The sequence below is a fragment of the Halalkalibacter suaedae genome, assembly GCF_017939705.1.
Taxonomy (GTDB): Bacteria; Bacillota; Bacilli; order Bacillales; family Bacillaceae_D; genus Halalkalibacter; species Halalkalibacter suaedae.
Window position 1 is genome coordinate 16,796 of sequence record NZ_JAGKSQ010000014.1, and the last position, 23,456, is coordinate 40,251.

At 38.9% G+C, this 23,456-nt stretch carries 24 protein-coding genes and 1 tRNA gene; all 25 read right to left on the reverse strand.

What is annotated here, in order from left to right; all coding sequences use genetic code 11:
- Window positions 1-73 precede the first annotated feature (73 nt).
- The 25 genes from spoIIE to rsmA all read right to left on the reverse strand — a co-directional run bounded on the left by spoIIE (window position 74) and on the right by rsmA (window position 23,454).
- Complete coding sequence (spoIIE, locus tag J7W16_RS20410; RefSeq protein ID WP_210599324.1) at window positions 74-2,566, reverse strand: stage II sporulation protein E; 2,493 nt, start codon at window positions 2,564-2,566, stop codon at window positions 74-76.
- Between the two features lie 284 nt (window positions 2,567-2,850).
- Window positions 2,851-2,927: transfer RNA gene (locus tag J7W16_RS20415), tRNA-Met, on the reverse strand.
- Window positions 2,928-3,002: 75 nt separating this feature from the next.
- A complete protein-coding gene (locus tag J7W16_RS20420; protein WP_210599325.1) occupies window positions 3,003-3,737 on the reverse strand; it encodes an MBL fold metallo-hydrolase in 735 nt (244 codons plus the stop codon).
- A gap of 125 nt (window positions 3,738-3,862) precedes the next feature.
- Window positions 3,863-4,357: a S1 domain-containing RNA-binding protein gene (locus J7W16_RS20425; protein ID WP_210599326.1), complete on the reverse strand. Its 495-nt coding sequence runs from the start codon at window positions 4,355-4,357 to the stop codon at window positions 3,863-3,865.
- 74 nt (window positions 4,358-4,431) lie between these two features.
- The gene (locus J7W16_RS20430; RefSeq protein WP_210599327.1) at window positions 4,432-4,812 is read right to left on the reverse strand and encodes an FtsB family cell division protein; all 381 of its coding nucleotides are present in this window, start codon (window positions 4,810-4,812) and stop codon (window positions 4,432-4,434) included.
- A gap of 14 nt (window positions 4,813-4,826) precedes the next feature.
- On the reverse strand, window positions 4,827-5,405 hold the full coding sequence (gene yabQ / locus J7W16_RS20435; RefSeq protein WP_210599328.1) for a spore cortex biosynthesis protein YabQ: 579 nt from the start codon (window positions 5,403-5,405) through the stop codon (window positions 4,827-4,829).
- Window positions 5,402-5,713 (reverse strand): sporulation protein YabP, encoded by a 312-nt coding sequence (gene yabP / locus J7W16_RS20440; protein WP_210599329.1) that lies wholly within the window; start codon window positions 5,711-5,713, stop codon window positions 5,402-5,404. The genes yabQ and yabP overlap by 4 nt, the downstream gene beginning before the upstream one ends.
- A 63-nt stretch (window positions 5,714-5,776) precedes the next feature.
- Window positions 5,777-6,037: an RNA-binding S4 domain-containing protein gene (locus J7W16_RS20445; RefSeq protein ID WP_210599330.1), complete on the reverse strand. Its 261-nt coding sequence runs from the start codon at window positions 6,035-6,037 to the stop codon at window positions 5,777-5,779.
- A 10-nt stretch (window positions 6,038-6,047) separates the two neighbouring features.
- Window positions 6,048-7,499 carry a bifunctional methyltransferase/pyrophosphohydrolase YabN gene (yabN, locus tag J7W16_RS20450; protein WP_210599331.1) on the reverse strand — a complete coding sequence of 484 codons (1,452 nt, stop codon included), beginning with the start codon at window positions 7,497-7,499 and terminating at the stop codon, window positions 6,048-6,050.
- Window positions 7,496-9,091 carry a putative polysaccharide biosynthesis protein gene (locus J7W16_RS20455; protein WP_210599332.1) on the reverse strand — a complete coding sequence of 532 codons (1,596 nt, stop codon included), beginning with the start codon at window positions 9,089-9,091 and terminating at the stop codon, window positions 7,496-7,498. The genes yabN and J7W16_RS20455 overlap by 4 nt, the downstream gene beginning before the upstream one ends.
- Window positions 9,092-9,226: 135 nt before the next feature.
- Complete coding sequence (spoVT, locus tag J7W16_RS20460; protein WP_210599333.1) at window positions 9,227-9,766, reverse strand: stage V sporulation protein T; 540 nt, start codon at window positions 9,764-9,766, stop codon at window positions 9,227-9,229.
- Between the two features lie 158 nt (window positions 9,767-9,924).
- Complete coding sequence (gene mfd / locus J7W16_RS20465; protein WP_210599334.1) at window positions 9,925-13,452, reverse strand: transcription-repair coupling factor; 3,528 nt, start codon at window positions 13,450-13,452, stop codon at window positions 9,925-9,927.
- A gap of 286 nt (window positions 13,453-13,738) precedes the next feature.
- Complete coding sequence (locus J7W16_RS20470; RefSeq protein WP_210599335.1) at window positions 13,739-13,966, reverse strand: anti-sigma-F factor Fin; 228 nt, start codon at window positions 13,964-13,966, stop codon at window positions 13,739-13,741.
- 172 nt (window positions 13,967-14,138) lie between these two features.
- Window positions 14,139-14,696 (reverse strand): aminoacyl-tRNA hydrolase, encoded by a 558-nt coding sequence (pth, locus tag J7W16_RS20475; RefSeq protein WP_210599336.1) that lies wholly within the window; start codon window positions 14,694-14,696, stop codon window positions 14,139-14,141.
- 90 nt (window positions 14,697-14,786) lie between these two features.
- The gene (locus tag J7W16_RS20480; RefSeq protein WP_210599337.1) at window positions 14,787-15,410 is read right to left on the reverse strand and encodes a 50S ribosomal protein L25/general stress protein Ctc; all 624 of its coding nucleotides are present in this window, start codon (window positions 15,408-15,410) and stop codon (window positions 14,787-14,789) included.
- Between the two features lie 89 nt (window positions 15,411-15,499).
- On the reverse strand, window positions 15,500-16,450 hold the full coding sequence (locus J7W16_RS20485) for a ribose-phosphate diphosphokinase (protein ID WP_246880131.1): 951 nt from the start codon (window positions 16,448-16,450) through the stop codon (window positions 15,500-15,502).
- Window positions 16,451-16,479: 29 nt separating this feature from the next.
- Window positions 16,480-17,844, reverse strand: coding sequence for a bifunctional UDP-N-acetylglucosamine diphosphorylase/glucosamine-1-phosphate N-acetyltransferase GlmU (gene glmU, locus J7W16_RS20490; RefSeq protein WP_210599338.1), 1,365 nt, complete (start codon window positions 17,842-17,844; stop codon window positions 16,480-16,482).
- A gap of 251 nt (window positions 17,845-18,095) precedes the next feature.
- Window positions 18,096-18,389, reverse strand: coding sequence for a septation regulator SpoVG (spoVG, locus tag J7W16_RS20495; RefSeq protein WP_210599339.1), 294 nt, complete (start codon window positions 18,387-18,389; stop codon window positions 18,096-18,098).
- A 121-nt stretch (window positions 18,390-18,510) separates the two neighbouring features.
- The gene (locus J7W16_RS20500; protein ID WP_210599340.1) at window positions 18,511-18,888 is read right to left on the reverse strand and encodes a RidA family protein; all 378 of its coding nucleotides are present in this window, start codon (window positions 18,886-18,888) and stop codon (window positions 18,511-18,513) included.
- A complete protein-coding gene (gene purR / locus J7W16_RS20505; RefSeq protein ID WP_210599341.1) occupies window positions 18,885-19,736 on the reverse strand; it encodes a pur operon repressor in 852 nt (283 codons plus the stop codon). The genes J7W16_RS20500 and purR overlap by 4 nt, the downstream gene beginning before the upstream one ends.
- 55 nt (window positions 19,737-19,791) lie before the next feature.
- Window positions 19,792-20,655, reverse strand: coding sequence for a 4-(cytidine 5'-diphospho)-2-C-methyl-D-erythritol kinase (gene ispE, locus J7W16_RS20510; RefSeq protein WP_210599342.1), 864 nt, complete (start codon window positions 20,653-20,655; stop codon window positions 19,792-19,794).
- Between the two features lie 166 nt (window positions 20,656-20,821).
- Window positions 20,822-21,001: a small, acid-soluble spore protein, alpha/beta type gene (locus J7W16_RS20515; protein WP_210599343.1), complete on the reverse strand. Its 180-nt coding sequence runs from the start codon at window positions 20,999-21,001 to the stop codon at window positions 20,822-20,824.
- 142 nt (window positions 21,002-21,143) lie between these two features.
- Window positions 21,144-21,410, reverse strand: coding sequence for a biofilm formation stimulator Veg (gene veg, locus J7W16_RS20520; protein ID WP_210599344.1), 267 nt, complete (start codon window positions 21,408-21,410; stop codon window positions 21,144-21,146).
- A gap of 253 nt (window positions 21,411-21,663) precedes the next feature.
- Window positions 21,664-22,524, reverse strand: coding sequence for a sporulation peptidase YabG (gene yabG, locus J7W16_RS20525; RefSeq protein WP_210599345.1), 861 nt, complete (start codon window positions 22,522-22,524; stop codon window positions 21,664-21,666).
- 54 nt (window positions 22,525-22,578) lie between these two features.
- On the reverse strand, window positions 22,579-23,454 hold the full coding sequence (gene rsmA, locus J7W16_RS20530; RefSeq protein WP_210599346.1) for a 16S rRNA (adenine(1518)-N(6)/adenine(1519)-N(6))-dimethyltransferase RsmA: 876 nt from the start codon (window positions 23,452-23,454) through the stop codon (window positions 22,579-22,581).
- Window positions 23,455-23,456 lie beyond the last annotated feature (2 nt).

The window sequence follows — 23,456 nt, forward strand, 5'->3', positions numbered from 1 at the left end:
AGTTATGAATAATACCATCATTCACTAGCTTAGAAGGTTTTATACGTGCTAACGGACTTTGTCGAACGATTCTTTATGAAAGGGCCGCCTTCTGTGTTTTCTTCCTCATAATGTTTGGTGCTTTATATAGAGGAATAGCGGACCACTTCGGTGTGTTTCGTTTCACCTTTGCTACGATTACAGTCATATCATCATCAATCGTACCATGCTCTGTTCGAATAATTCGTTCAAGAATGATATCAGCCATTTCCTGCGGATCCTCTGTCTCAATTTCACTCAACATTCGCTTCATCCACATTTCCTTATTTTCAACATGTTTAGGAGCATCATAGATTCCATCGCTCATCATCACGAGGAGATCACCTGCTTTTAGCTGCTCACTTACAACATCTACATCGAATTCTTGAATCATCCCCATCGGTAAATTACTCGCTTCGACCTTCAAGACGTTTGTGCCTCTTTTAATAAAACTAGGAATCGATCCGATCTTTAAAAATCTCGTGTTCGCATTTTGTAAATCAATCATTGCTAGATCAAGTGTTGAGAAGATCTCATCAGTTGTCCGGAGTGAAAGAACTGAGTTTACGGATTTAATCGCCACCGTTTCCTCAATTCCAGACTGTAATACCTTTTGCAAGAGCTGCAGTGTCTCATTACTTTCTAAATGTGCACGTTCGCCATTACCCATTCCATCACTTATGGCAATGGCATATTTACCTGAACCGAGTTCGATTGTTGAATAACAATCTCCTGATACCCATGCCCCGCCTTTGGCAACATGGGCAACGCCAGTATCAATCACGAACTGTTTTGCTGAGCTAAATGATACATGACTATACCCATTTGGATAAAACCCATTTTCCTCTTTCTTGACAATGACCGTTTCCCTTAGCAAATCAGATAGCATTGGTGCAATAATCTTTTCACATTGTCCATGACTATTATCTGCAGATATACTCATCTCTATTTCAACATTTCCCTTTTCAAGACTGAAAATATCAATATGTCCAACTTCGAATCCAACTGTTCTTAATGCATCAAGCATCTGTTCCTCTTGGTAATGATGTGCCTCTTTCTCTCTTTGAATCTCTTTTGCAAAATCACCCATTACTCTTGATACTCCAAGTAATTGGTCAGCAACGAGTCTACGACTTTCTAATACCTGCTTTTTCAATTTTTGATTTGCTTGGTACTGTTGATGTTCATGACTAATAGCTTGGATGACTTTGTCTGGTTTGATGCAATGCCTTTTCCATTCCGCCATTAATACCTGATCTTTCACTTCATGATTTGTTTCTGTTTCTGTCATAATACGTTGCATTGAATCATAGGTTTTAGTAAAGTTCTGTACCCAGCAGCGTTCTTTTTTAAAGCAAGTCTGGCATGTTCTTTCAGTGACATTACTTAGAAAGTAATCAATTTCACGCTCATCCTCTTCGCTATTAGGTATTTGTGCAGGCGATTGAAAACTATTAGATAATGTTTGAAATAAGGTCGAGAACTGCTCCACTCTTCCAGCTGTAATATCACGTATTTTTCGTAAATACTGCTGCTGTTCCTTTGAATGCTCTGCTGTTCCCGGAATAAATCGAGCAATATACTGAATAAAACTCTTTGGAGTAAGAAAGAAAACAAGAATCGCAAGCATCGATTCCATTAATGTTACAGTCACTTGAGTTGAACCCTCTCCGTACAAGCCTATTAAGAGTGTACCGACTAGTAGTCCTATTCCAACACCAAGTTTATTGCCTTCTTTAAGAAGTCCACCTAATAGACCTGCAAATGCAAGTAAGCTCATTTGGTATAAGCTTGCTACGCTCGCTAAGCTCAAAATGAGTCCAGTTACGACACCAACTGTTGAACCAATTGCTGCTCCTCCTACAAATGCAAAAATTAATACAAGGTATCTAGCAAGCATATGTTCAACCGTTATATCTTGAAATACCCAACCAACAGTACCTGTCATAACAGAGGCCAAAAGGATAATTAAACAAACAATTTCTTCATTACGTAAAGGCTGTTGCAATCTCTTCCCTGTCATAATCGGTACACTTTGCAAAAAGATCATTGTCAAAATGAAACTTAAACCCGCTTCAACTGTTGCCATCATTAGTTCATAAGTTACAATTGTCCCTTCTGTAACAAGAACGAATGCTAAGCGCGTAACCATACTTGCAGCAAAGACCGTATAAGGTAATGCCTTTGTAGCATCTTGACCTGTCTTAACCACAATCTTCTGAATAACAATATAAACCACAATCCCACTCAGTATAAACAATGCTTGTCCATGATACCCCGACAACGCTCCAGCAACTAAGGATAATGCAGCCACTCCTGTTCGTTCACGCTTAAGCATATAAATAGCAGCTAGGTATGGAAGAGCAAACGGTGCCAGCTCTGATAAAATCATGGCCCTTCCTAATAAGAAACCTACTAATGCAATAAGCAACCCATATTGAAAAAGTGCAGCTCGGATCCATGACTTCATTTTGCCACCCATGTTCTTCATAACATCCAGTCCGTGCTCGGCAGGGTTCGTCCAATCTTTGGTCAATTTCCTAATCATTTTTCCACCACCCTATTTTAATCGTGGTTTCATTATAAACAGATTTCATACACAGTTTTTGTCAAAATGACCAAGCTAGATTGAGAAAACGTTCGACTCTTTTCGTCCTCAATTGGTATAGATTCCTATAGTATGCGTAACTACGTTTAAGAAAGAGAACTATTATAGGAGATTATTGCAGACTATGCAGAAAAGTGAGGAAGGAAAGTTGGTTTAGATTTCACTATTGTAAAATGAACACAAAAAAACCTACATGCTAGCATGCAGGTTTGATCATTTATGTATGGTAGCGGCGGAGGGAGTCGAACCCACGACCTCACGGGTATGAACCGTACGCTCTAGCCAGCTGAGCTACACCGCCATAACTTGTCACTTCAATTGCGACAAGTAATAATATATCATGATTATTTACATAGGTCAAGTACTCTAAAAAAAATTATTTAAATTCTTTTGTCCACCCAGACGTAGCAATTGAAATGGTACCATTAAAATAATCCGACGCTTCTCTCTTCAAGTTTTGATGATCGCCGATATGAGGCAGATGTGTCAATAATAATTCTTTTGTATTTGCTCGTCTCGCTAACAAACCTACATCGTGACTATTCATGTGCCCGAATTGAGAAAGGTCATTGTTTGCATATGTGCTACATTCTGCAATAAGGAGATCACTCTCATCCGCAAATACCGCTAACTCCTCCATATAACTTGAGTCAGCAGTGTAGACAATCGATTTTTGATCACACTCAATCCGCATCGCATAACAAGGAACGGGATGATTTGTTTTAAAAAAAGTAAATAAAAAGGGACCAATTTCTAGCGGTTCTCCCTCTTTATATTCAATCGCCTGCACAAAACCTTCCTTTTGCAAAGATGAAAAAGCTTCCTTGTCGTCATTATGACCATATATCGTTGGCACTTTCCGTTGCTCTTCTGAAGCTGTTAATATCTGTGCATACTGATAGACACCTATATCCGCCATATGGTCATGATGGTAATGAGACAGAACAACACCATTTAATTCAGAAAGCAGACAGTACTTCTCAATTGATGACAGGACCCCACTCCCACAATCTAAGAGCAGCTTATTATCTCCCTTTTCTAGTAAATATCCTGATGTCGCATCTCCTTTTTCTGGATACCCATGCCAAAAACCAACCACTGTGATTTTCAAATTAACCCAACCTCCACTGAATAGTTTTAGAATAGTAGTTGATTATGTTAAAAAGGCATTACATAAAGAAAAGCTACCATCTTTATTCATGGTAGCCTTAAATCTATAATATAAATAGCAGCAAGTTAACCTCGACGAGCGCCTCGACCCCCACGCTTCGATTCAGTTTGACGCTTCAATGTAGAGATGCGTTCTTCACTATCTTTTAGGAAACGACTCATTTTATCTTCAAAAGATACAGCTGGCCTTGGTTGGTTCGGTCTTGCACCACCTCGACCTCCACCTTGAGGACGACTTGGTCTTTGTCCGCCGCTCGGACGACCTGCTGGACGTGAAGCTCCTTCTGGACGCGGAGCACGCTCTGGGCGTTCTGGTCGCTCAGGACGATCCTGTGCTTTACGAATTGAAAGTCCGATTTTGCCATCACTTTCAACATTCACTACTTTTACAAGCACTTCGTCTCCAACCTTAAGAAATTCATTAATGTCCTTAACATAATTATCAGCGACTTCGCTAATGTGTACAAGGCCAGTGGAACCACCCGGTAACTCTACAAATGCTCCAAAATGAGTAATTCCTGTAACCTTACCTTGTAACTTGCTGCCTGCTTCGATTGACATGAAAAAATAGATCCTCCTTAAGAAATCTGAAAATGTTCAATTTTTTATATTATAACCGAATCCAAAAAAAAGTGTCAATCTGTTGATTTGCTAGGTAATTTAAACAAGGTTTCCCCAGGTCTAGTTAAATAATAATCCCGTCTAGCAATCTCTGCTATATAGTCGGTATCATTGTAATTCTTAATATCTTCATGTAATTGCTTTTCTTCTATTCCAAGACTCTCTAACTCTTCTTCTAATGCTAGCTTCTCTTGGTTCTTCTCCTCAAGCGTTGAAACTTGAGATAAGATTGTCACAAAACCTAGACAAGTCAGAGCAACCGCAATAATTGCTAGAACACTTAGGCGTCGCAACAGACCTCTTCGTCTTCTTGCAGTTAGCTCCATTTCCATTTCCTTTTGCTGAATATATTGATTGTCCATTTCTCTCACTCGTGAAAGACGTTTTGTGACCATACCTTATCCCTCCTCTATTCCTTTTTCTTCATGTATCGGATAAATCCCTTTATTTTTTGAATGATTGGTTTTGTTTTCTCAACTAAGCGGTTAACCCCTGTCCATTTAAATAATAGGAAGAGGATCCATCTAAGCGGCTTCCAAACAATATTTAAGATAAAGAGAATAATGGTCAAACATGTAGTTAATACCATAATACATAAGGAATAGAGCAGTTTCAATAAATACTTGATTGGGTTAATCAGCAGGACAATAATCAACCTGACAATAAAACGATAGAGTTGTATCGTTTTTTCAATCATATACTCCAGTACCCTCTGGTAGGTTTGTTTCATCAATGATTGATAACCAGCAAACCCACAAAGTAAAGCTAGAAAAATATAAAACCGAATTTCTCCATTATTGGAATGTAAAAGAACATAGAAAACAACAAGAGCCTGTACGAGCCAAAATAGTACATCATTACATGCGGTAATCCAATTAAACGAGGGTCTTCTTCGCGATAGTCGACCATACGTATCAATAGCTGCACCTAAATAAATCCCCATTGCAGCCATTGATAGCATCGTATACAGTTGAACCGTTAAGCTCACTTGAATAACTTCCCAAACAAGCCTTTAGATTTTTCCTGATTACTTTGATCAAGATAGACTAAATCATAGACTTTCCCCTCGATAGAAACAATCCCTTGCTCAACGTTTAGGTTTTTCATATGCAGGTTCTGTCCTCGTATCGACAAGAAACCCATAACCGTTTCTAACAAAAACTCCTCATTATCAAAGCTCTCAACTTGCTTAACTCCTGTAATATCTAAATGTTTTCGACCCTTTAAGATAATGTCATGGTCATTTGATTCTCGCTGCCTGCCCATTGGGGTACCAAACTCATATTGATGATCCATCCAGATCCCTCCTCATTTGCTTCTATAGCATTGTATGAGATGGGGGGACTGTTTAGAACAAGCCTATTTCGATACAGGCTCCTCACTCGTAATCGTATACATCATCGCTGCCTCTTCTTTTCGAACAACCTCTCTGACATCATCTATCCGAACAGTCACTAGCTTTTGTCCGAAACGAACAACAAGAATGTCACCACCTTTGACATTTGAACCGGCTTTTGCAACCTGACCATTAATCGTAATTCTTCCTTGATCGCAAACTTCCTTTGCTAATGTTCTTCTTTTAATTAAACGGGATACCTTCAAAAATTTATCTAGTCTCATCATGGACCTCCTATTTTTCTAATGTTTTTGCTTCTTCCCAAATGACGTCAAGCTCTGATAATGAAAGCTCACTCATTTGTTTCCCTTGTGCTTGTACCGTTTCCTCTATATAAGTGAATCGTTTTTTAAACTTCCGATTTGTTCCTAGCAAAGCCTCTTCTGCTTCAATATCATAAAAGCGGGCAAGATTAACGATCACAAAGAGAATATCTCCTAATTCCTTTTTCATTTCTTCTTTGCTTTCTCTTTTGATTTCTTCTTTAAATTCATCTATTTCCTCTTGTAACTTTGCCCACATTGGTGCTGCATCATCCCAATCAAAACCAACCTTTGCCGCTTTCTTCTGTAGTTTCTTTGCTTCTAATAAAGCAGGAAGCCCTTTAGGTATAGAAGATAGAATGGAATGTTCTTCTCCTTGTTCCCCCTTTTCCTGTCGCTTAATCTCATCCCAATTTGCAACAACTTCATCAGCATTTTCAATTTCAACAGTAGAGAACACATGTGGGTGACGGCGTATCATCTTTCCAGTTGTTGATTGGATAATATCTTGAATTGTAAAATAGCCATTATCCTCACCAATTTGGGCATGTAGCATAATTTGTAGCAACACATCACCTAGCTCTTCAATAAGATGGTCATCATCTTCTTCGTCAATTGCCTCTAACACCTCATATGTCTCTTCAAGTAAATATTGTTTTAGCGACTGATGTGTTTGCTCCTGATCCCATGGGCAGCCTCCAGGACCACGAAGTCTTGCAATGACCTTTCGTAGTATTGAAAATTCCCCATATAGGAATGGATCCTCTTTCACTGGTGGCACATAGACAGCAGTTAAATTATTTAGCGTCGTAACCCGGTCTAATTCAAATAGAGGTACCGTTGTTAAGCTTTCCTGCTTGGAGCCTACGGCTGTTGCAATCGTAACAGGGTAATCATCTGGTAATCTTTCCATCAATGTTAGCTTCACCTCTGAAGCAATCATTTCATCATACACTTGGACGATAATTATATGATGCGTTAATTCTAACTCATCTCGTTTCAAGTCTGTACCATCAACAATCTGACAGCCCTCAATCGGATCTATATTTAATGCTCCATACATCGGGTCGAGAAAGCTCTGTCCTCCAATGAACTCTAACTCTACTTGCTCACTAGCTAGAAGAAGCTGAATCGTTCTTTCTGCTACAAAAGGATGTCCAGGAACAGCATAATTAATCTCCTGTTGCTCCGTTTCAAGTAATTGCTTAACAATTCCATTATAGACGTCTTCAAATTGATCATAGGTCTCATATACATGATCAAATGAATGAAAGACAACGCCTTCCTCTTTAAGTTCAACTATCGCTGGATGATCATCTGTGCGGACATAAATTTCTTTCTGCTGTTTTATGTATCTGTACACACCTAAGGACATTTGTTCCAAATCTCCCGCACCTAAACCAATTATGTTTATTTTTTTCACCTTTTACACCATCCCTTTATTCGACTTCGGACCTTATTCATTTTCGGAATTGCGTTCCATTCATCCTCAGAAAAAATAGAAAATAACATTAGGCATCCAATAACGACAAACGCGCCTATCGCCACTGTTGAAAGAGCAACCAATGCATCATTAATCCTTGTTTGTTCGATTCCTAATGAAAGGATACCATTTTTCCATAATAGACTAACTACTCCCATTACACCTAATAACAAAAGAATTGCTCGGAAATTGTTCAACTCACCTATATAGAGAACTCTCTTCTTTCTCGCAACAAACAGTAAATAGCTAATCATTATAATAAATGCAAAAACAGTAGAATATGCAGCGGCCATAATACCGTAGATTGGAATAAATAGAAGATGCCCAACTACCTTACTAACTAGTCCGGTGACAACAGCAATCACAGGTAAATGAATTTGATCATACCCTTGCAGGACCGCTGATAGTGTAATAAAAAAAGAGCTTAAAATAATGACAAATGCCATTACTTGAAGAACATCAGCACCGATTGAATTCGTGAATAGCATATGGTTCGTTTCTTCAATAATAATCATTAACCCAAGACTTGCTGCTCCTCCAACAATTAAGGTTAGTCTGTAAGAAAGCTGTTGGAATTGATTAGCCTCATCTCTTTTACCTAAAGCAACTGCCTTTGAGACCATTGGTACTAAAGCTAATGTGAATGTTGTCGTAAGGACTGTACCGAGTTGTAATAATGGTTGTCCACGGTCATAAATGCCTTTCGTTACATATGCTTCTGCTGATGATAAGCCATACCCTTCTAACAGTCGTACAATGGTCAAGGCATCGACCATTTGAAATAGAATTAATAACAATGAGCTTAAGCAAATAAATAAACTTTGCTTTGATATGTTCACGTAGGTTCCGGCAGCCTTCTTAAGAGAAAACCCCTTTAAAAACACTGCTTCTTTTAGCCAAGTCCCTTTTGTCATCATAGTCATGACGATTACTCCTGCAACTGCTCCGAAAATAGAGCCATAGGCTGCTCCTGCACCTATTTGATATGCTGAGAAACCTTGTGAAACAAAATAAATCGTGATTGCTATTATTAGCACAACCCGGATAAATTGTTCTGCAATATGTGACATAGCTGTTGAGTAAAGTTCGCCCTTACTTTGTTGGTAGCCACGACTGACACTTAAAAACGGGAATAAAAATAAAATAAAACTTATTGCCTTTATTGGTTCAACTAATTGAGGGTCCCCCATTACCATTGCTAGACCAGATGCCTGAGTATAGGTAATGATCCAAAGAACAAGAGCTGCTACTAAATAACCGTAGAAAAACAAACTAGTTAGCTGTTTCGCCTCCTCCTCCTCACCTCTACTAAGAAGAGTGGCTCGTTGCTTTGAAAATACAACAGGCAGACCATACATTGCAAGAACCATCACAATTCCATAGATTGGATACACCTGTTGATACACGTAAAAACCAAGATCCCCAGCTAAATTTTGATAAGGGATCCGATATGCTGCACTTAACATTTTGGCGACTAGGGCCGCAACTGACAAAAGGGCCACACCCTTTAATATTCTCTGTTGTTCCTGCAAACCTTTTCTCCTCACAATCATTGATCTTCTCTTATCATACTGAATTACTAAGCAATCGCCAAGTATGGAAAAAAAAGCTACTTCCATTTCGAAATAAAAAGAAAGCTCGTCTCCAACTAGAGAACGAGCTTTCTTTTATTGTTCCATCTGACGAGCGAGGAAACTTGCTGCTGTTTCTGCTAATTTTTGCTCAATCATTCCTGATAAGTCTTCTTCTTTACTAAAGATGATTACAGCTCCAATTGGGTCGCCGTTAGCAATGATTGGTGTAGCTACAAACCCTTTTAGTTCATCGCTATGGTCACCAACGAGGTTGTATTCCCCTGCTGTTGTTTCAAGGGTTGTTTTTCGGTTTTCCATTACTTTTTCAACGATTTCTCCAATAGCCTTATTAGCAAATTCCTTTTTCGATGCCCCAGCAACCGCGATAAATGTGTCACGATCTGCAATTAGCACGTAATGATTCAAGCTATCATATAGAGCTTCAGCATATTCTTTTGCAAAATCACCTAGCTCTGAGATAGGTGAATACTTCTTAAGGATGACTTCTCCATCTCGATCAACAAAGATCTCAAGAGGGTCTCCTTCACGGATACGAAGAGTTCTTCTAATTTCTTTCGGGATAACAACCCGTCCTAAATCATCAATACGACGTACGATTCCTGTAGCTTTCATACTGTATTGCCTCACTTTCTAATGATGTATTCACTTGATGGTAAGTGTAATCTCTTAACCATAGTATCTTTCGTAAAAAAAGAACTATTCACCATTACATGAATTTGTTTGGTTGTCTAAATAATCCAGTGATACAATCATTTAGTATTTGTGAGGATTTAATTAGGGCTCTTTGCCTTTATGGCAGCATTTATAAATTGTTCTATTCGCTCCAAAATTTGTTCATCTGTTAGTGTTTTTGTTTTAATTGTACATTTAATTTTTCCATCAGATGACCCTAAACCAACTTCACGTCCAAGTTTTATGACCTGTTCCATTAGTTTTGCTCCATCAATTTCATTCGTTGTTTCAGGTGAGACGATAATTTCAATTTGATCCTTTGCTTCAACAATTCGCTCAATCCTATGTTCATTAGCAAGGAGTTTCAGCGTTGTTAGACGAAGTAAGAAATCGACTTGCTTAGGATACTCCCCAAAACGATCAAAGATTTCATCCCTTAAATCAGTGAGATCATCAATGGCTTCTGCTCCTTTGAATCGTTTATACATTTCAATTTTCTGCTTTGCATCCTGTATGAAGGATTCAGGAATATAGGCATCAATCTTAACATCCAATTCAGTTTGAAACACTGGTTCCTTTGGTTTATCTCCTTTTCGTTCTTCAATTGCTTCCTTAAGCATTTGGGAATACAAGTCAAAACCAACGGATTCAATGAAGCCATGCTGCTGAGCACCAAGTAAATTCCCAGCCCCACGAATTGACAAATCACGCATTGCTATTTTAAAGCCTGAACCAAGCTCAGTGAACTCCTTGATTGCTTGTAGACGTTTCTCTGCAACCTCTGTTAGTACTTTATCACGTTGATACGTAAAATAAGCATACGCTACTCGATTCGAGCGACCGACACGTCCTCTAATCTGGTAGAGCTGAGAAAGTCCCATCTTATCCGCATTGTAGATAATAAGTGTATTCACATTCGGAATATCGACACCCGTCTCAATGATCGTTGTTGTTACTAACACATCACTATTTCCTTCTAGGAATTCAAGCATCACTGTTTCCAATTCACGTTCATTCATTTGCCCATGGGCATAACTAATCCGAGCATCTGGTACGAGCATTGACAATTGTTCTGTCATTCGCTCAATATCATCAACACGGTTATAAAGAAAGTACACCTGGCCACCACGTGTCAATTCACGTTCAATCGCTTCTCGAACGAGAGCAGCGTTGTATTCCACTACATATGTTTGAACAGGGAAACGGTTCTCAGGTGGCGTCTCAATGACAGATAGATCACGAACCCCGAGCATAGACATATGTAATGTTCTCGGAATAGGAGTTGCCGTTAACGTGAGAACATCTATATTGGTTTTTAATTGTTTAATCTTTTCTTTATGAGTAACCCCAAAACGTTGTTCCTCATCTACGATTAACAATGCCAAGTCTTTAAACACAACATCCTTTGAAAGTAAACGGTGAGTGCCGACAATTAGATCGACAGACCCTGCTTTTAACCCCTTAAGTGTCTCCGTCTGCTCTTTCTTTGAGCGAAATCTACTTAGCACACCAATGTTAATTGGATGATCAGCAAAGCGTTCACTAATGGTTTCAAAATGTTGCTGGGCTAAAATTGTTGTTGGAACAAGAATGGCTACCTGCTTACCATCCATAATAGCCTTAAATGCTGCTCGAATAGCTACCTCTGTTTTCCCATATCCAACATCTCCACAGAGCAATCGATCCATTGGACGAATTTTCTCCATATCGACTTTAATTTCTTCAATTGCTCTAATTTGATCTTCTGTTTCCTGATATGGGAAGGAAGATTCAAACTCCGCTTGCTCAAATCCGTCCTTAGAAAAGGCAAAACCACGACTCGCTTCCCGCTCAGCATAGAGCTTAATCAAGTCATCTGCAATATCTTCAACAGATGACTGCACCTTTTTCTTAACCTTCTTCCAGTCATTTCCACCAAGTGCGTAAATCTTAGGGTCCTTATCCTCAGAACCGACGTATTTTTGAACTTGGTCAATTTGTTCAACAGGAACATAGAGTTTATCATTGCCTGCATAGCGTAAATTCAAGTAATCCTTGTGCAATCCATTTATCTCTAACGTCTCCACACCAAGGTATTTCCCAATTCCATGATTCGTATGAACAACCAAATCTCCAACTTTGAGTTCTGAGTAGCTTTTGATTCGCTCTGCATTAGATAACTTATTCTTTCGTTGTGGGCGCTTTACTTGCTTTTTGGCATATACTTCTTCTTCTGTAATGACAACAAGCTTACTAGCGGATAGCTCAAATCCACTACTAAGTGCCCCGACCATGATATGAATTTGCCCTATTTGCAAAGTCGTTGCATCCTCAACAACCCTTACATCCATTCCTTCTTCTTCTAATTGGATTGAAAGCCTTTTCGCTCGATCGTTTGAACCTGCAAGAAATACAATTGCCTGTCCGGCCTTTTGCCATCTTTTGACCTCTGATTGTAAAAGAGGCAGTTGCCCATGGAATTCCTGCATTGATTTACAGGCAATCGAAACAATATTCTCCGGATTGGTTGACGTGACGTGCTTTAGGAATAATGACAGATAGATGATCGGATTCTGTCCTTGTTTCAACTTTTCAAAAACGGAGACAGACATCGTCACATTATGAACGATTTCTCCTTGTTCAAGTAGTGCTGTATTCCATTCAGCTTCTTCCTTATCAAGATTATCCGATATTTCTTTTACTCTAGATGTCTCATCAATCATAATCACTGCATCATCAGGTAAATAAGATAATAGTGAATGTTCGCCCTCATAATACAAGGACATGTACTTATACATACCTTGAAAAGGCGTTCTTTGTTTTAATTGACTAATTTCGAAGGAGACATTTTGTGAGAGCTTTTCTTTGATTTCCGAGGATTTTATCTTTTTCAAAGTAGCAGACAAGGCAGCCCTAAGGTTTTCTTCAGCTTGAAGATAGTGCTCTTTATGAAGAATGATTTCGTTAGCCGGTCCAAGAATTACCTGCTTCCTCTCTTCAATTGACCTTTGCGTATCAATTTGAAATGTTCTAATTGAATCAATCTCTGTATCAAATAATTCAATCCGAATAGGATTGCTCTCTGTTAAAGGATATAAATCAATAATTCCCCCACGTACACTTACTTCACCTGGGGAGGAAACCATATCGACTCGTTGGAAACCCATTGTAATGACTTTTTCTAAAAACTGATCAATTGTACCAATATCTAGGCCAATATCAAGTTTTAATTGATTTTCTCTCCATACGTCAATTGGAGGAAGCTGCCTTCTAATCCCGGCTAATGGAGCAATAATAATTCCCTTAAATGAATGGGTTAATTTATTTAAGATATCAATTCTTTGTGCTTTCATTTCTGGACTTGCTATCGCAATTTCCGCAGAAATCAGTTCATTTACTGGGTAAAGTAAAACTTGTTCATCATCAAGAAACCCAACTAAGTCCTCATATAATTTCTGTGCTTGATAAAGGTTATGGGTAATTACTAAAGTTGGTTTTCGTACGTCTAAATAGAGAGAAGAAATAAATAGCGTTCTTGCGGAGCCAGTTAACCCTGATACGAGCTGTTCTTTCATCCCAGCTTCAAGCGTTTCTGCTATTGCTCTTACTTCTTCATTCGAACGGAAATAATTTTGCAATCCTATCATGCTTTTCCCCCTGTTAAGTCTACACCTAAAGTCTTAGAACCATATGTATGAGTTTACTCTCTTTTCTATTCTTGTTTAATATGCTAGAATCCTGCAATTGAAAAATGGGTTTATCCTAAAAGGTATCATTTATACCTTAACCCTTTAGGACAAACCCCGAGTAATGAGCAATGTCGCTACATCTTTTAAAAGCCTTGAGAGGAGCGGGTTTCTCCTCTCAAGGCGAGTAGCGAACGGACCATTGCCAACCTCTAATTGGCTTTTCTAAATAGACCCTTTTCGTACATTATTGAACCATTTTATCTAATTCGTGAAAATCTGGATTACGCATTAATGCCTCATGACAATCTTCACAAATAGCACTAACATGAATATCACCGTCAGATGAATAAGTGACCATTTCTGTTCGTTCTGAACTAGTTAACTGATCAAACCCTAATGAGTTTGAATCTAAACTGTTTTCAATTGTCCCAAGTTCTGTTTGACAATGACGACATTTGTAATGGACCGCCAACGGAAAGCCCCCTTTACTAGAAACTTAATATTTCTAGTATGAACGGTAAGAAAGGGCTATATACAAGGCCATTGAAAAAGGTGACAACATCCCTTTTCAATGGCCTTGCAGCAATAAGCAGAACCATTGCTACTTCAATAATTATGCTATAAAGACGTGTTCTATAGAACATTTAATTGAATTGATTCATAACCTCTAGAAATGGTTTTTCGGTCCATGCTTCTACTGCCTTAGATGCTTGCATAATTGACTCTGTTACATCTTCTCTTTGTTCAGGATGATATCGTCCTAAAACATAATTAACAATTGATATGCCTGGTTCTGGACGGTCAACCCCCATACGAATACGCTTAAACTCCTGTGTACCGAAATGTTGAATAACAGACTTAATCCCGTTATGTCCACCAGCACTTCCTTTTTGACGTAAGCGGATTTTTCCAGTTGGCAGATCCATATCATCATAGATAATGACAACATCTTCAACAGTCATGCCGTAATAGTCCATTAATGGGCGAATTGATTCACCAGATAGATTCATGTAAGTGAGTGGCTTCAACAAGAAGAGCTTTTCTTGGTTGACTAGTCCAGTCCCGAAAACGCCTTTAAATTTTGATTGATTTAACTCAATATTGAATTGCTTCGCACAGTAATCAATACAATCAAAACCAATATTATGACGGGTACCTGCATATTTTTCTCCAGGATTTCCTAATCCGACTACTAATTTCAAACTGAACCTCTCCTAACTCCCTCGTCATTTAAGCCATTATAAACAATAAGAGAGGTGTCTGAAGGGGAATACCTTCAGACACCTTATTTCTTATTCTTCTTTTTCTGCTTCACCAACTACTTCTGGTTCAGCCTCATCTTCTGTTCCTTCAGGCTCTACTTCAGCAGCAGGCGCTTGAACAGTGACGATTGTCTCTTCATCTTCATTCGTAATTTGAACATTTACTTTTGATCGAATGTCAGCAATTTGAATCGAATCACCGATATTTAAATCAGATACATCAACTGAAATCTCTTCTGGAATATCTGATGGTAAGCATTTCACTGCTACTTCATACATCAGATGTGAAACCATTCCACCTGCTTTTTCCCCTGGTGATTCACCAGTTAAATGAACAGGAACACTAGCATCAATCTCAGATGTCATATCGACTTCAAAGAAGTCGATGTGCAAATACTCATTTTTAATTGGATCAATTTGTAGGTCATGGATCATAACTTGATGTTTTTTCTTACCTGAAACATCAAGTGAAAACAAACCATTTTTCCCTACTTCTCTTACTGTTTTTAGGAAGTCTACGCTCTCTACTGATACTGGTTGACTTTCTATTTTATTACCGTACAACACGGCAGGAACATACCCTGATTTACGAATCTTTCTCGTTGCAGAACCCTTTAGATCTTCTCTTGGATTGGCTTTTAATACTGTTGCCATGATATCACCTCAACTAATTTTTAGATGTCTCTATATCATGTGTTCCCTTAAACAACATATTTCAAACCATTTTTTTGTAATTAGCAATATTAATCAAACAGGGTACTTACTGAAGCATGCTCATGAACACGAACAATAGCCTCTCCCATTAGAGCGGCAACAGAAAGTTCTGTTACCTTATCACTCTTTTTAGCTTCATCTAAAACAATTGAATTCGTGACAACTAACTCTTTAATTTTTGAATTATTAATACGTTCCATTGCCGGACCTGATAGAACAGGGTGTGTACAGCAAGCATATACTTCCTTAGCACCATGCTCCATAAGAGCATTAGCAGCAAGTGTAATCGTTCCAGCTGTATCAATAATATCATCAATGATAATCGCTGTTTTTCCTTCAATATTCCCAACGATATTCATTACTTCCGATACATTAGGCTTTGGACGACGCTTATCAATAATTGCAATTGGGGCTTTTAGACGATCAGCCATTTTACGGGCACGAACAACTCCCCCATGATCCGGGGAAACGATAACAATGTCCTCTAAGTCTTTCGCTTGGAAATAATCAGCTAGGATTGGTACACCCATTAATTGGTCAACAGGAATATCAAAGAATCCTTGAATTTGTGTTGCGTGTAGGTCTAATGTCAACACTCTTGTTGCACCAGCTGTCTCAATTAAGTTCGCAACTAGCTTTGATGTAATTGGCTCACGAGCTCGTGCTTTACGATCTTGTCTTGCATAGCCGTAGTATGGCATAACAAGGTTAATTGTGCGTGCGGACGCTCGTTTTAATGCATCAATCATAATTAATAATTCCATTATATGCTCATTAGCTGGGGCAGATGTTGATTGGATTAAATAAACATCGCAACCACGAATACTTTCCTCAATATTAATTTGGACTTCCCCGTCACTAAATCTAGTAACCGAGCAGTCTCCCATTGGGACACCAATATGTTCTGTGATTTCGTGTGCAAGCTTTGGATTTGAGTTTAATGTGAAAATTTTCAAACGCGGATCGCCGTATTTAGGCATTATTTTTTCCCTCCGAAAATGTCTTTTTTCTATGATTGGTTCTTTAAATAATCTGGTTTATTGGTTTGTCTAGATCTGGCAATTGAGAGGGAATCTCCTGGAACGTCATCAGTGATTGTAGAACCAGCTGCAACAAGTGCTTTCTTGCCAACCGTAACTGGTGCAATTAGGTTCGCATTACACCCGATGAACGCCCCATCTTCAATAATTGTTTTAAATTTATTTTTCCCATCATAGTTAACAGTCACTGCACCACAGCTAAAGTTGACATCCTTGCCAACTGTCGCATCTCCAATATAACTTAGGTGCGATGCCTTGCTTCCTTGACCAAGTGTTGACTTTTTCACCTCGACAAAGTTGCCGATTCTGACGTCATCTGCAATAGCCGATTGTGGTCTAATATGAGCAAACGGACCAATATTGACATTTTTCCCGATCTCACTATCATGAACAACAGATTGTCGAATCACCGTTTGATCACCAACAGAGCTATCCTTAATCTCTGTATTTGATCCAATTTCGCAGTTTGCCCCAATACTAACCTTCCCCTGTAAACTCACTCCAGGATGAATAACAGTATCTTGACCAATCACCACTTCGGTCGAGATATATGTATGCTCGGGATCTACAATTGTCACCCCTTGACGCATCCAGTACTCATTTATCCGTCGCTTCATTACTTTTTCAGCTTGAGCTAAAGCAACACGATCATTAACTCCAAGTGTTTCCTCAAAGTCAGCTGTTTGATAAGCTGCAATCGTTTCACCTTGTTTTTTTAGTATTTCTATAACATCAGGTAAATAGTACTCTCCTTGTGCATTATCATTTCCAACTTTCGTTAATGCTTCAAATAATGCAGCATTGTCAAAGCAATACGTTCCTGTGTTAATTTCCTGCACAGATAACTCTTCCTCTGTCGCGTCTTTTTGCTCAACAATTCGTTCAACAAGCCCCTCTGCATTTCGAATAACCCTACCATAACCAGTTGGGTTTTCTGCATTTGCTGTTAAAACCGTTACTTTTGCCTTTTCTACATCATGTGTGGCTAGTAACTGATTAAGCGTTTCAGCTGTTAGGAGCGGTGTATCCCCACAAAGCACAACCGTTGTTCCTTTCTTATCCTCGAGTAAACTTGCTGTCTGCATGACCGCATGACCAGTACCTAGCTGTTCTCCCTGTACAACATAGGATAATTGATCACCTAACTGATTTTGGACGACTTCTGCTCCAAAACCGACAACTGCAATTTTCTCTTGAAATCCAATAGCCGAGACTTGATCAACGATATGTTGAACCATTGGCTTTCCACAAACAGGATGTAATACCTTATAAAGAGATGATTTCATCCGTGTTCCTTGGCCTGCCGCTAAAATAACCGCATAACGATTGCTCATGGTTTCCCTCCAGATGTTCCATTTTCCCTTACGAATATACTCTAAAACACGTGCTATTTCAAGGATATATCAACATCCTTCACAATAATGATTATATTTCACCATTGAATACCAAGTATTTGATAGATCCTAGTAGACTTAATACTATATTAACACGTAGAAAAAGAGGATGTCGTTAAAGGTAGAGAGATAACCTTAGACATCCTCAATTATTTTCAAACATTCCATTCCAATTAAACAACTTCTAAAAATTAAGAAGCTCCAGCCTCTTCAAATTCTACTTCTTCCAATTCACCAGCTTTATCATACTCTGTCAAAACTGCTGATTGAATCTTTTCTCTCGTTTGAGAAGAGATAGGGTGAGCAATATCACGAAATTCGCCATCTGGAGTGCGTTTACTAGGCATAGCCACAAATAAACCGTTATTCCCATCAATTACACGAATATCATGAACCACAAACTCATGGTCAATTGTAATAGAGGCGATAGCACGCATTCTACCCTCTGTATTGACACGACGTAATCTAACATCTGTCACCTGCATCTTGGTCACCACCTAATAGAATGATTAATCATACCTATCATTTCTCCAAAAAAATGGCTATTCCTTCTTTTTAACAAAAAAACTTTCAAACTTTTTACTTTTTTTATTAATTGGTCGTTTTTTAGCTATTCACTAATGCAATTACTTCAATTTCGACAAGAACATCCTTTGGAAGTCTAGCTACCTCTACACAAGAACGAGCCGGCTTATGTGTATCAAAATATTCACCATAGACTTCATTAATTAACGGAAATTGATTCATGTCTTTAATGAATACCGTTGCCTTTACAACCGTCTCCAAAGATGCACCAGCTTCTTTGAGAACTGCCTTGAGGTTTTTAAATACTTGATGCGTTTGTTCTTGCACTGTGCCATCAACTAAGTCGCCTTCAGCCGTTAAAGGTATTTGCCCAGAACTATAAAACAGATTATTTACTACAATCCCTTGTGAGTATGGTCCAATTGCATCAGGTGCACTTTTAGTATAAATTGTTTTCATTCTAACCCCTCCACTTTTTCTGAATGTAATAACGAACGAACATTGCCAGGCTCTACTTTAATTGTTTTTTCACGAACATTTACCTCAGTTAGACGAGTTATTGATAAATAATCATCGACAAGCCTTTCTTCAACACCGACTGATTCTACTAGTACACCAATGCCTACTAATTCTGCTTGAAATTCCTCTAGTAGGTCCATCATTCCACGAATCGTACCTCCAGCCTTCATGAAGTCATCGACAATCAATACTCGTGACCCAGGTGCTAAACTCCGTCGAGCTAATGTCATTGTTTGGATCCGTTTGGATGATCCAGACACATAATTAATACTAACCATCGACCCCTCAGTCACTAGATGATCGCGTCGAACGATACTAACCGGGACGTTAAGCTGTTGTCCAACCGCATAGGCTAATGGAATTCCTTTTGTAGCAACCGTCATAACAGCATCAATCTTCTTATCTGCAAGAACAGAAGCAAATACTTGTCCAACCCGCTGAATAAACGTTGGATTTCCAAGTAAGTCCATCATATACAAATAGCCCCCTGGTAATATCCGTTCAGGGACAGCTAGCTCCTTGATCCAATCGTCGACATAGACTTGTACTTGTTCAGCGTTAATACGAGGAATATATTTCACTCCGCCGCTCGCACCTGAAATTGTTAATAAGGATCCATAGCCTTCTTCTTCAAAAATCTCTTTTACAATGACTAGGTCTTCACTAATTGAAGACTTTGCTGACTGGTACCGTTCTGAAAAATGCGTTAGTGATATGACTTGATGTGGATGTTGCAATAAAAAATAAGTCATATCAACCAAACGCCCACTACGTTTTATCTTTTTCATGCTACCTCCACAAAAACCGAATATTTTTTATTAACATAACATTTTTATCCGGTTTTTAGCAAGCATCTGTCGAACGAATTAGCCGAACCGCGTAAACATCATGACAAAAGCCTCTTAAACCGTTATATACACGGTGAAGTCTAGACTCATGCTCGACTAGACCAAAAACAGTAGGTCCACTTCCACTCATTAAAACCCCATCAGCTCCAAAACGAATCATCTGTTCTTTAATATGTTTCACCTCAGGGTATAACCCAAGTGTCACATCTTCTAAAACATTATGGAGGTTATCGCATATCCCTCTGAAATCCTGTTGCTTAATCGACTCAATCATTTGCGTTGTCTTTGCATGTTCAACTTCATTGACTTTCAGACGCTTGTATATATCAGCTGTTGACACACCAATGGGTGGTTTTGCTAATATGACCCAGCATGGTGGTGGAGCTGGGATCGCCTGAATGATTTCTCCCCTACCTGTAGCTAATGCAGTCCCACCATATACACAAAATGAGACATCTGAACCAATTTCCGCCCCAAGGACAGCTAGCTCGTCCAAACTAAGACCTAGCTTCCAAAGTTGATTCAACCCCTTTAACGTCGCTGCAGCATCGCTACTTCCTCCAGCTAAGCCAGCTGCGACTGGTATATGCTTTGTAATGTAGATATGCACACCTTTTTTAATACCGTACCTTTTTCTAAGTAAATCGGCTGCTTGATAAGCTAAATTTCGTTGATCACTCGGAACAAAGCCTGCAGACACATCTACGGTGATGCCGCTTTCTGTTTCGGTTAAATCAATTCGGTCAGCTAAATCAACTGTCGTCATAATCATTTCTACTTCGTGAAACCCATCTTCTCGCTTTCTGAGTGCATCAAGCGATAAATTAATTTTCGCAGGAGCTTTTACCGAACATTTCAATCTTGTCACCTTCTATAATCCATTTGCTTACGCTATTTTATCACTAGTCATTCCAACATACCACAGCTAACCATTTTTTGTGCTAAATTATATAAAAAAAGGGTGCCCCAAAATTGAGTCACACCCTTTACATAGTATCTACTGTAGACTAATTACTTTTTAAGCATTACTTATTCCTCTCGGCAAGTTGTTGTTCGGCAATTTCAATGGCCCTTTTCACCATATTTCCAGCATCCCTCGCTCTGATACCGCCCCAACCTTCATTCTGAACAGTATCGTAGAAACCAAGTTCTTTTGCGAGTTCCTCTTTAAATTGGTCTGACATGACTCCACGACGTCTACTCATGTCTAAAACAACTCCCATTTCAGAAATATTGTTTCTTCGGCTGATCCGTATAAGTGAGAATCAAACCTTGCGTATAGTATGATCTTTTTTGAACATAACTATGCCCCCCTAAAAGATTATTTTAGGGGGGCATAGTTATGTTTTATGCTTTTATAACTGTCGAATCAATACCTTCTTCACAAAGCATTAGTTCAACTGTTTCCGTAAGAATATCAGCATAGCTGTAAGAAACACGCTCAAATGCATTCTGTTGTTCATCGAGTTTCACGATAAACACTGAAGGGTATGTTTCTTCAAGTAGACCTGATCGCTCAGATGTTTTCCTACGACCACCGTTCGCTTTAATCGTGATTCTCTTCCCAACATTTGCATCTAACGCACGCTTAATATCAATCAACGTTTTCGCCATTAGGACACCCCACCTCACTGTATAATCAGTATACCACAGTCAACAAATTTCGTCAAACAAACAAAAAATTATAACAAGCGGACAAGAACATTGTCAATTATTTTGACAAAATTCAAACAATGTAAAATTTCTACCAATTCATACTTAGTATGACAAGTCCGACAATTAATATGTAAATAAATTGAAATTTGTTCTTAATTAAGAAAAAAACTTCTAAAAGATCTCAATTTTGGACCTTTTAGAAGTTTACACATTAAGAATTAAATTTCATCGGCATTCCACGTCTCATGACTCCCTTTGTTTCAATACCACCTAACCCTTTTTCTCCAGTAATCGTGCTACGGAGAACATCAGATAGACTCACCCGATCCATAAAGGAGGTCAAACTCACTCTTGAGGCAATATAGACTGGATCCAATGCATGAATATTGATTCGGTCTGGTGAACTAGCGAAATTCGCTCCTGCTTTAATTAGGGACTCAAAATGTGATTGACATGCCCCAGCAAAAATAATCAAATCATCACGATTCCAGGAATGTTTCCTGGCAATCCGAACACACTCTGCAAAGTACTTTGTGTTTCGATACGTTCGTACATCGTGATCATCGCCTCTAGATTTTAAGAGAGCATCATGGCCAGTTACAACAACAATGTCAGGCTGAACCATTTCGAGCAAGGATCCTATTTGCTCTGGCATCTCCCTTTCATGTAGATGAACCCCATATACCGGCACTCCTAGTTTTTCATAGAGATCTGTACACTTCTTTAAATAGAGCCCATCACCATCTATATGCAAGACTCTCCCACGTAATTCAAAAAAGTCAGCTTCATTTTTATAACCAGCCGTAACCTCGTATTCGCCTCTCTGTTTCAACAGCTTCGCATCTTGCCTAAATAGCTTATATGAATGCTCTTCTAACTCCTTTGCCTGTTTCTCTCGAAGGACACGATCCTCTTCGGAGACAAGGATAATATCCTCAATTGGAGCATCAGCTAATAAACGCATTTCCTCTCCAACTAATTCAACATAGGTATCACGAACATCAAGCACTCTAAATAATAAATCACAATTATATGACGGGCGAGTGACAATATCCCCTTTTTTCAGCTTCATTGGCACGCCTCCTCTCCACTTAAGTTATGTTTGGAGACGGGCTATTGTGCTATGTTAATGCAATCTTTTATAAAGAGCGTCACTTAGTATCGCAAATTCTTCGAGTGATAAAGTCTCTCCCCGGCGCTGTGGGTCAACATCAGCCTCTGCCAAAGCCGCTTCAATCTCTGGCTTCTTTTCTTTCGGACCAAGGTTATGAACCAAGTTATTCAGAATCGTTTTGCGACGGTTAGCAAATGATGCATGAAACACCTTAAAGAAATACGGCTCATCAATAACAGAGACTGCCGGCTCATCTCTAATTGTTAAACGAAGCACAGCTGAGTCCACACGAGGTTGTGGAATAAAGACCGACCCAGGAACAGTCATCACTTTTTCTGCTTTTGCATAATACTGTGCAGCAATAGAAAGGGCACCATATTCCTTTGTTCCTGGTTTAGCAGAAATGCGGTCAGCAACTTCGGCTTGAATCATAACAACAATTCCCCGAACAGGGAGTTTCTCTTCTAGAAACTTCATCAAAATAGGAGTGGTCACATAATAGGGTAGGTTAGCAACAACCATGATATCAGTGATGTCTTTGAAATTATCTTCAATAGCTAATCTTAAATCAGCCTTTAATACATCTGAATGAATAATTGAAACATTTGAGTAAGGTGCTAATGTTTCATCCAAAACAGGCAATAGCCGTTGATCAATTTCAAAGGAAACGACCTTTTTCGCTTTTTTAGCAACCTGTTCAGTTAAAGCACCTATTCCCGGTCCAACCTCAATCACTCCGGTATCCTCTGTAATTGATGCTGCTTCAACAATGTTCCTAAGAATATTTGTATCAATTAAGAAATTCTGACCTAAACTCTTTTTGAATTGAAAACCAAACTTTGTAAGAATTTCTTTTGTTCGTATTGGTGTGGCAATGTCCTTATCCATCC

Coding starts and splice junctions, on each gene's coding strand:
- spoIIE (WP_210599324.1), bottom strand. CDS start 2,566: ATGATTAGGAAATTGACCAAAGATTGGACGAACCCTGCCGAGCACGGA.
- J7W16_RS20425 (WP_210599326.1), bottom strand. CDS start 4,357: ATGTCAATCGAAGCAGGCAGCAAGTTACAAGGTAAGGTTACAGGAATT.
- J7W16_RS20430 (WP_210599327.1), bottom strand. CDS start 4,812: ATGGTCACAAAACGTCTTTCACGAGTGAGAGAAATGGACAATCAATAT.
- yabP (WP_210599329.1), bottom strand. CDS start 5,713: ATGGATCATCAATATGAGTTTGGTACCCCAATGGGCAGGCAGCGAGAA.
- J7W16_RS20445 (WP_210599330.1), bottom strand. CDS start 6,037: ATGAGACTAGATAAATTTTTGAAGGTATCCCGTTTAATTAAAAGAAGA.
- spoVT (WP_210599333.1), bottom strand. CDS start 9,766: ATGAAAGCTACAGGAATCGTACGTCGTATTGATGATTTAGGACGGGTT.
- mfd (WP_210599334.1), bottom strand. CDS start 13,452: ATGATAGGATTGCAAAATTATTTCCGTTCGAATGAAGAAGTAAGAGCA.
- J7W16_RS20480 (WP_210599337.1), bottom strand. CDS start 15,410: ATGGCAACAGTATTAAAAGCCAATCCAAGAGAAGATCTAAAGGGTTCT.
- J7W16_RS20485 (WP_246880131.1), bottom strand. CDS start 16,450: ATGCCTAAATACGGCGATCCGCGTTTGAAAATTTTCACATTAAACTCA.
- glmU (WP_210599338.1), bottom strand. CDS start 17,844: ATGAGCAATCGTTATGCGGTTATTTTAGCGGCAGGCCAAGGAACACGG.
- spoVG (WP_210599339.1), bottom strand. CDS start 18,389: ATGCAGGTGACAGATGTTAGATTACGTCGTGTCAATACAGAGGGTAGA.
- J7W16_RS20500 (WP_210599340.1), bottom strand. CDS start 18,888: ATGAAAACAATTTATACTAAAAGTGCACCTGATGCAATTGGACCATAC.
- purR (WP_210599341.1), bottom strand. CDS start 19,736: ATGAAAAAGATAAAACGTAGTGGGCGTTTGGTTGATATGACTTATTTT.
- J7W16_RS20515 (WP_210599343.1), bottom strand. CDS start 21,001: ATGAGTAGACGTCGTGGAGTCATGTCAGACCAATTTAAAGAGGAACTC.
- veg (WP_210599344.1), bottom strand. CDS start 21,410: ATGGCGAAAACGTTGATTGATATTAAGCGTGCGTTAGATGCAAATGTT.
- yabG (WP_210599345.1), bottom strand. CDS start 22,524: ATGAAGCTGAAAAAAGGGGATATTGTCACTCGCCCGTCATATAATTGT.
- rsmA (WP_210599346.1), bottom strand. CDS start 23,454: ATGGATAAGGACATTGCCACACCAATACGAACAAAAGAAATTCTTACA.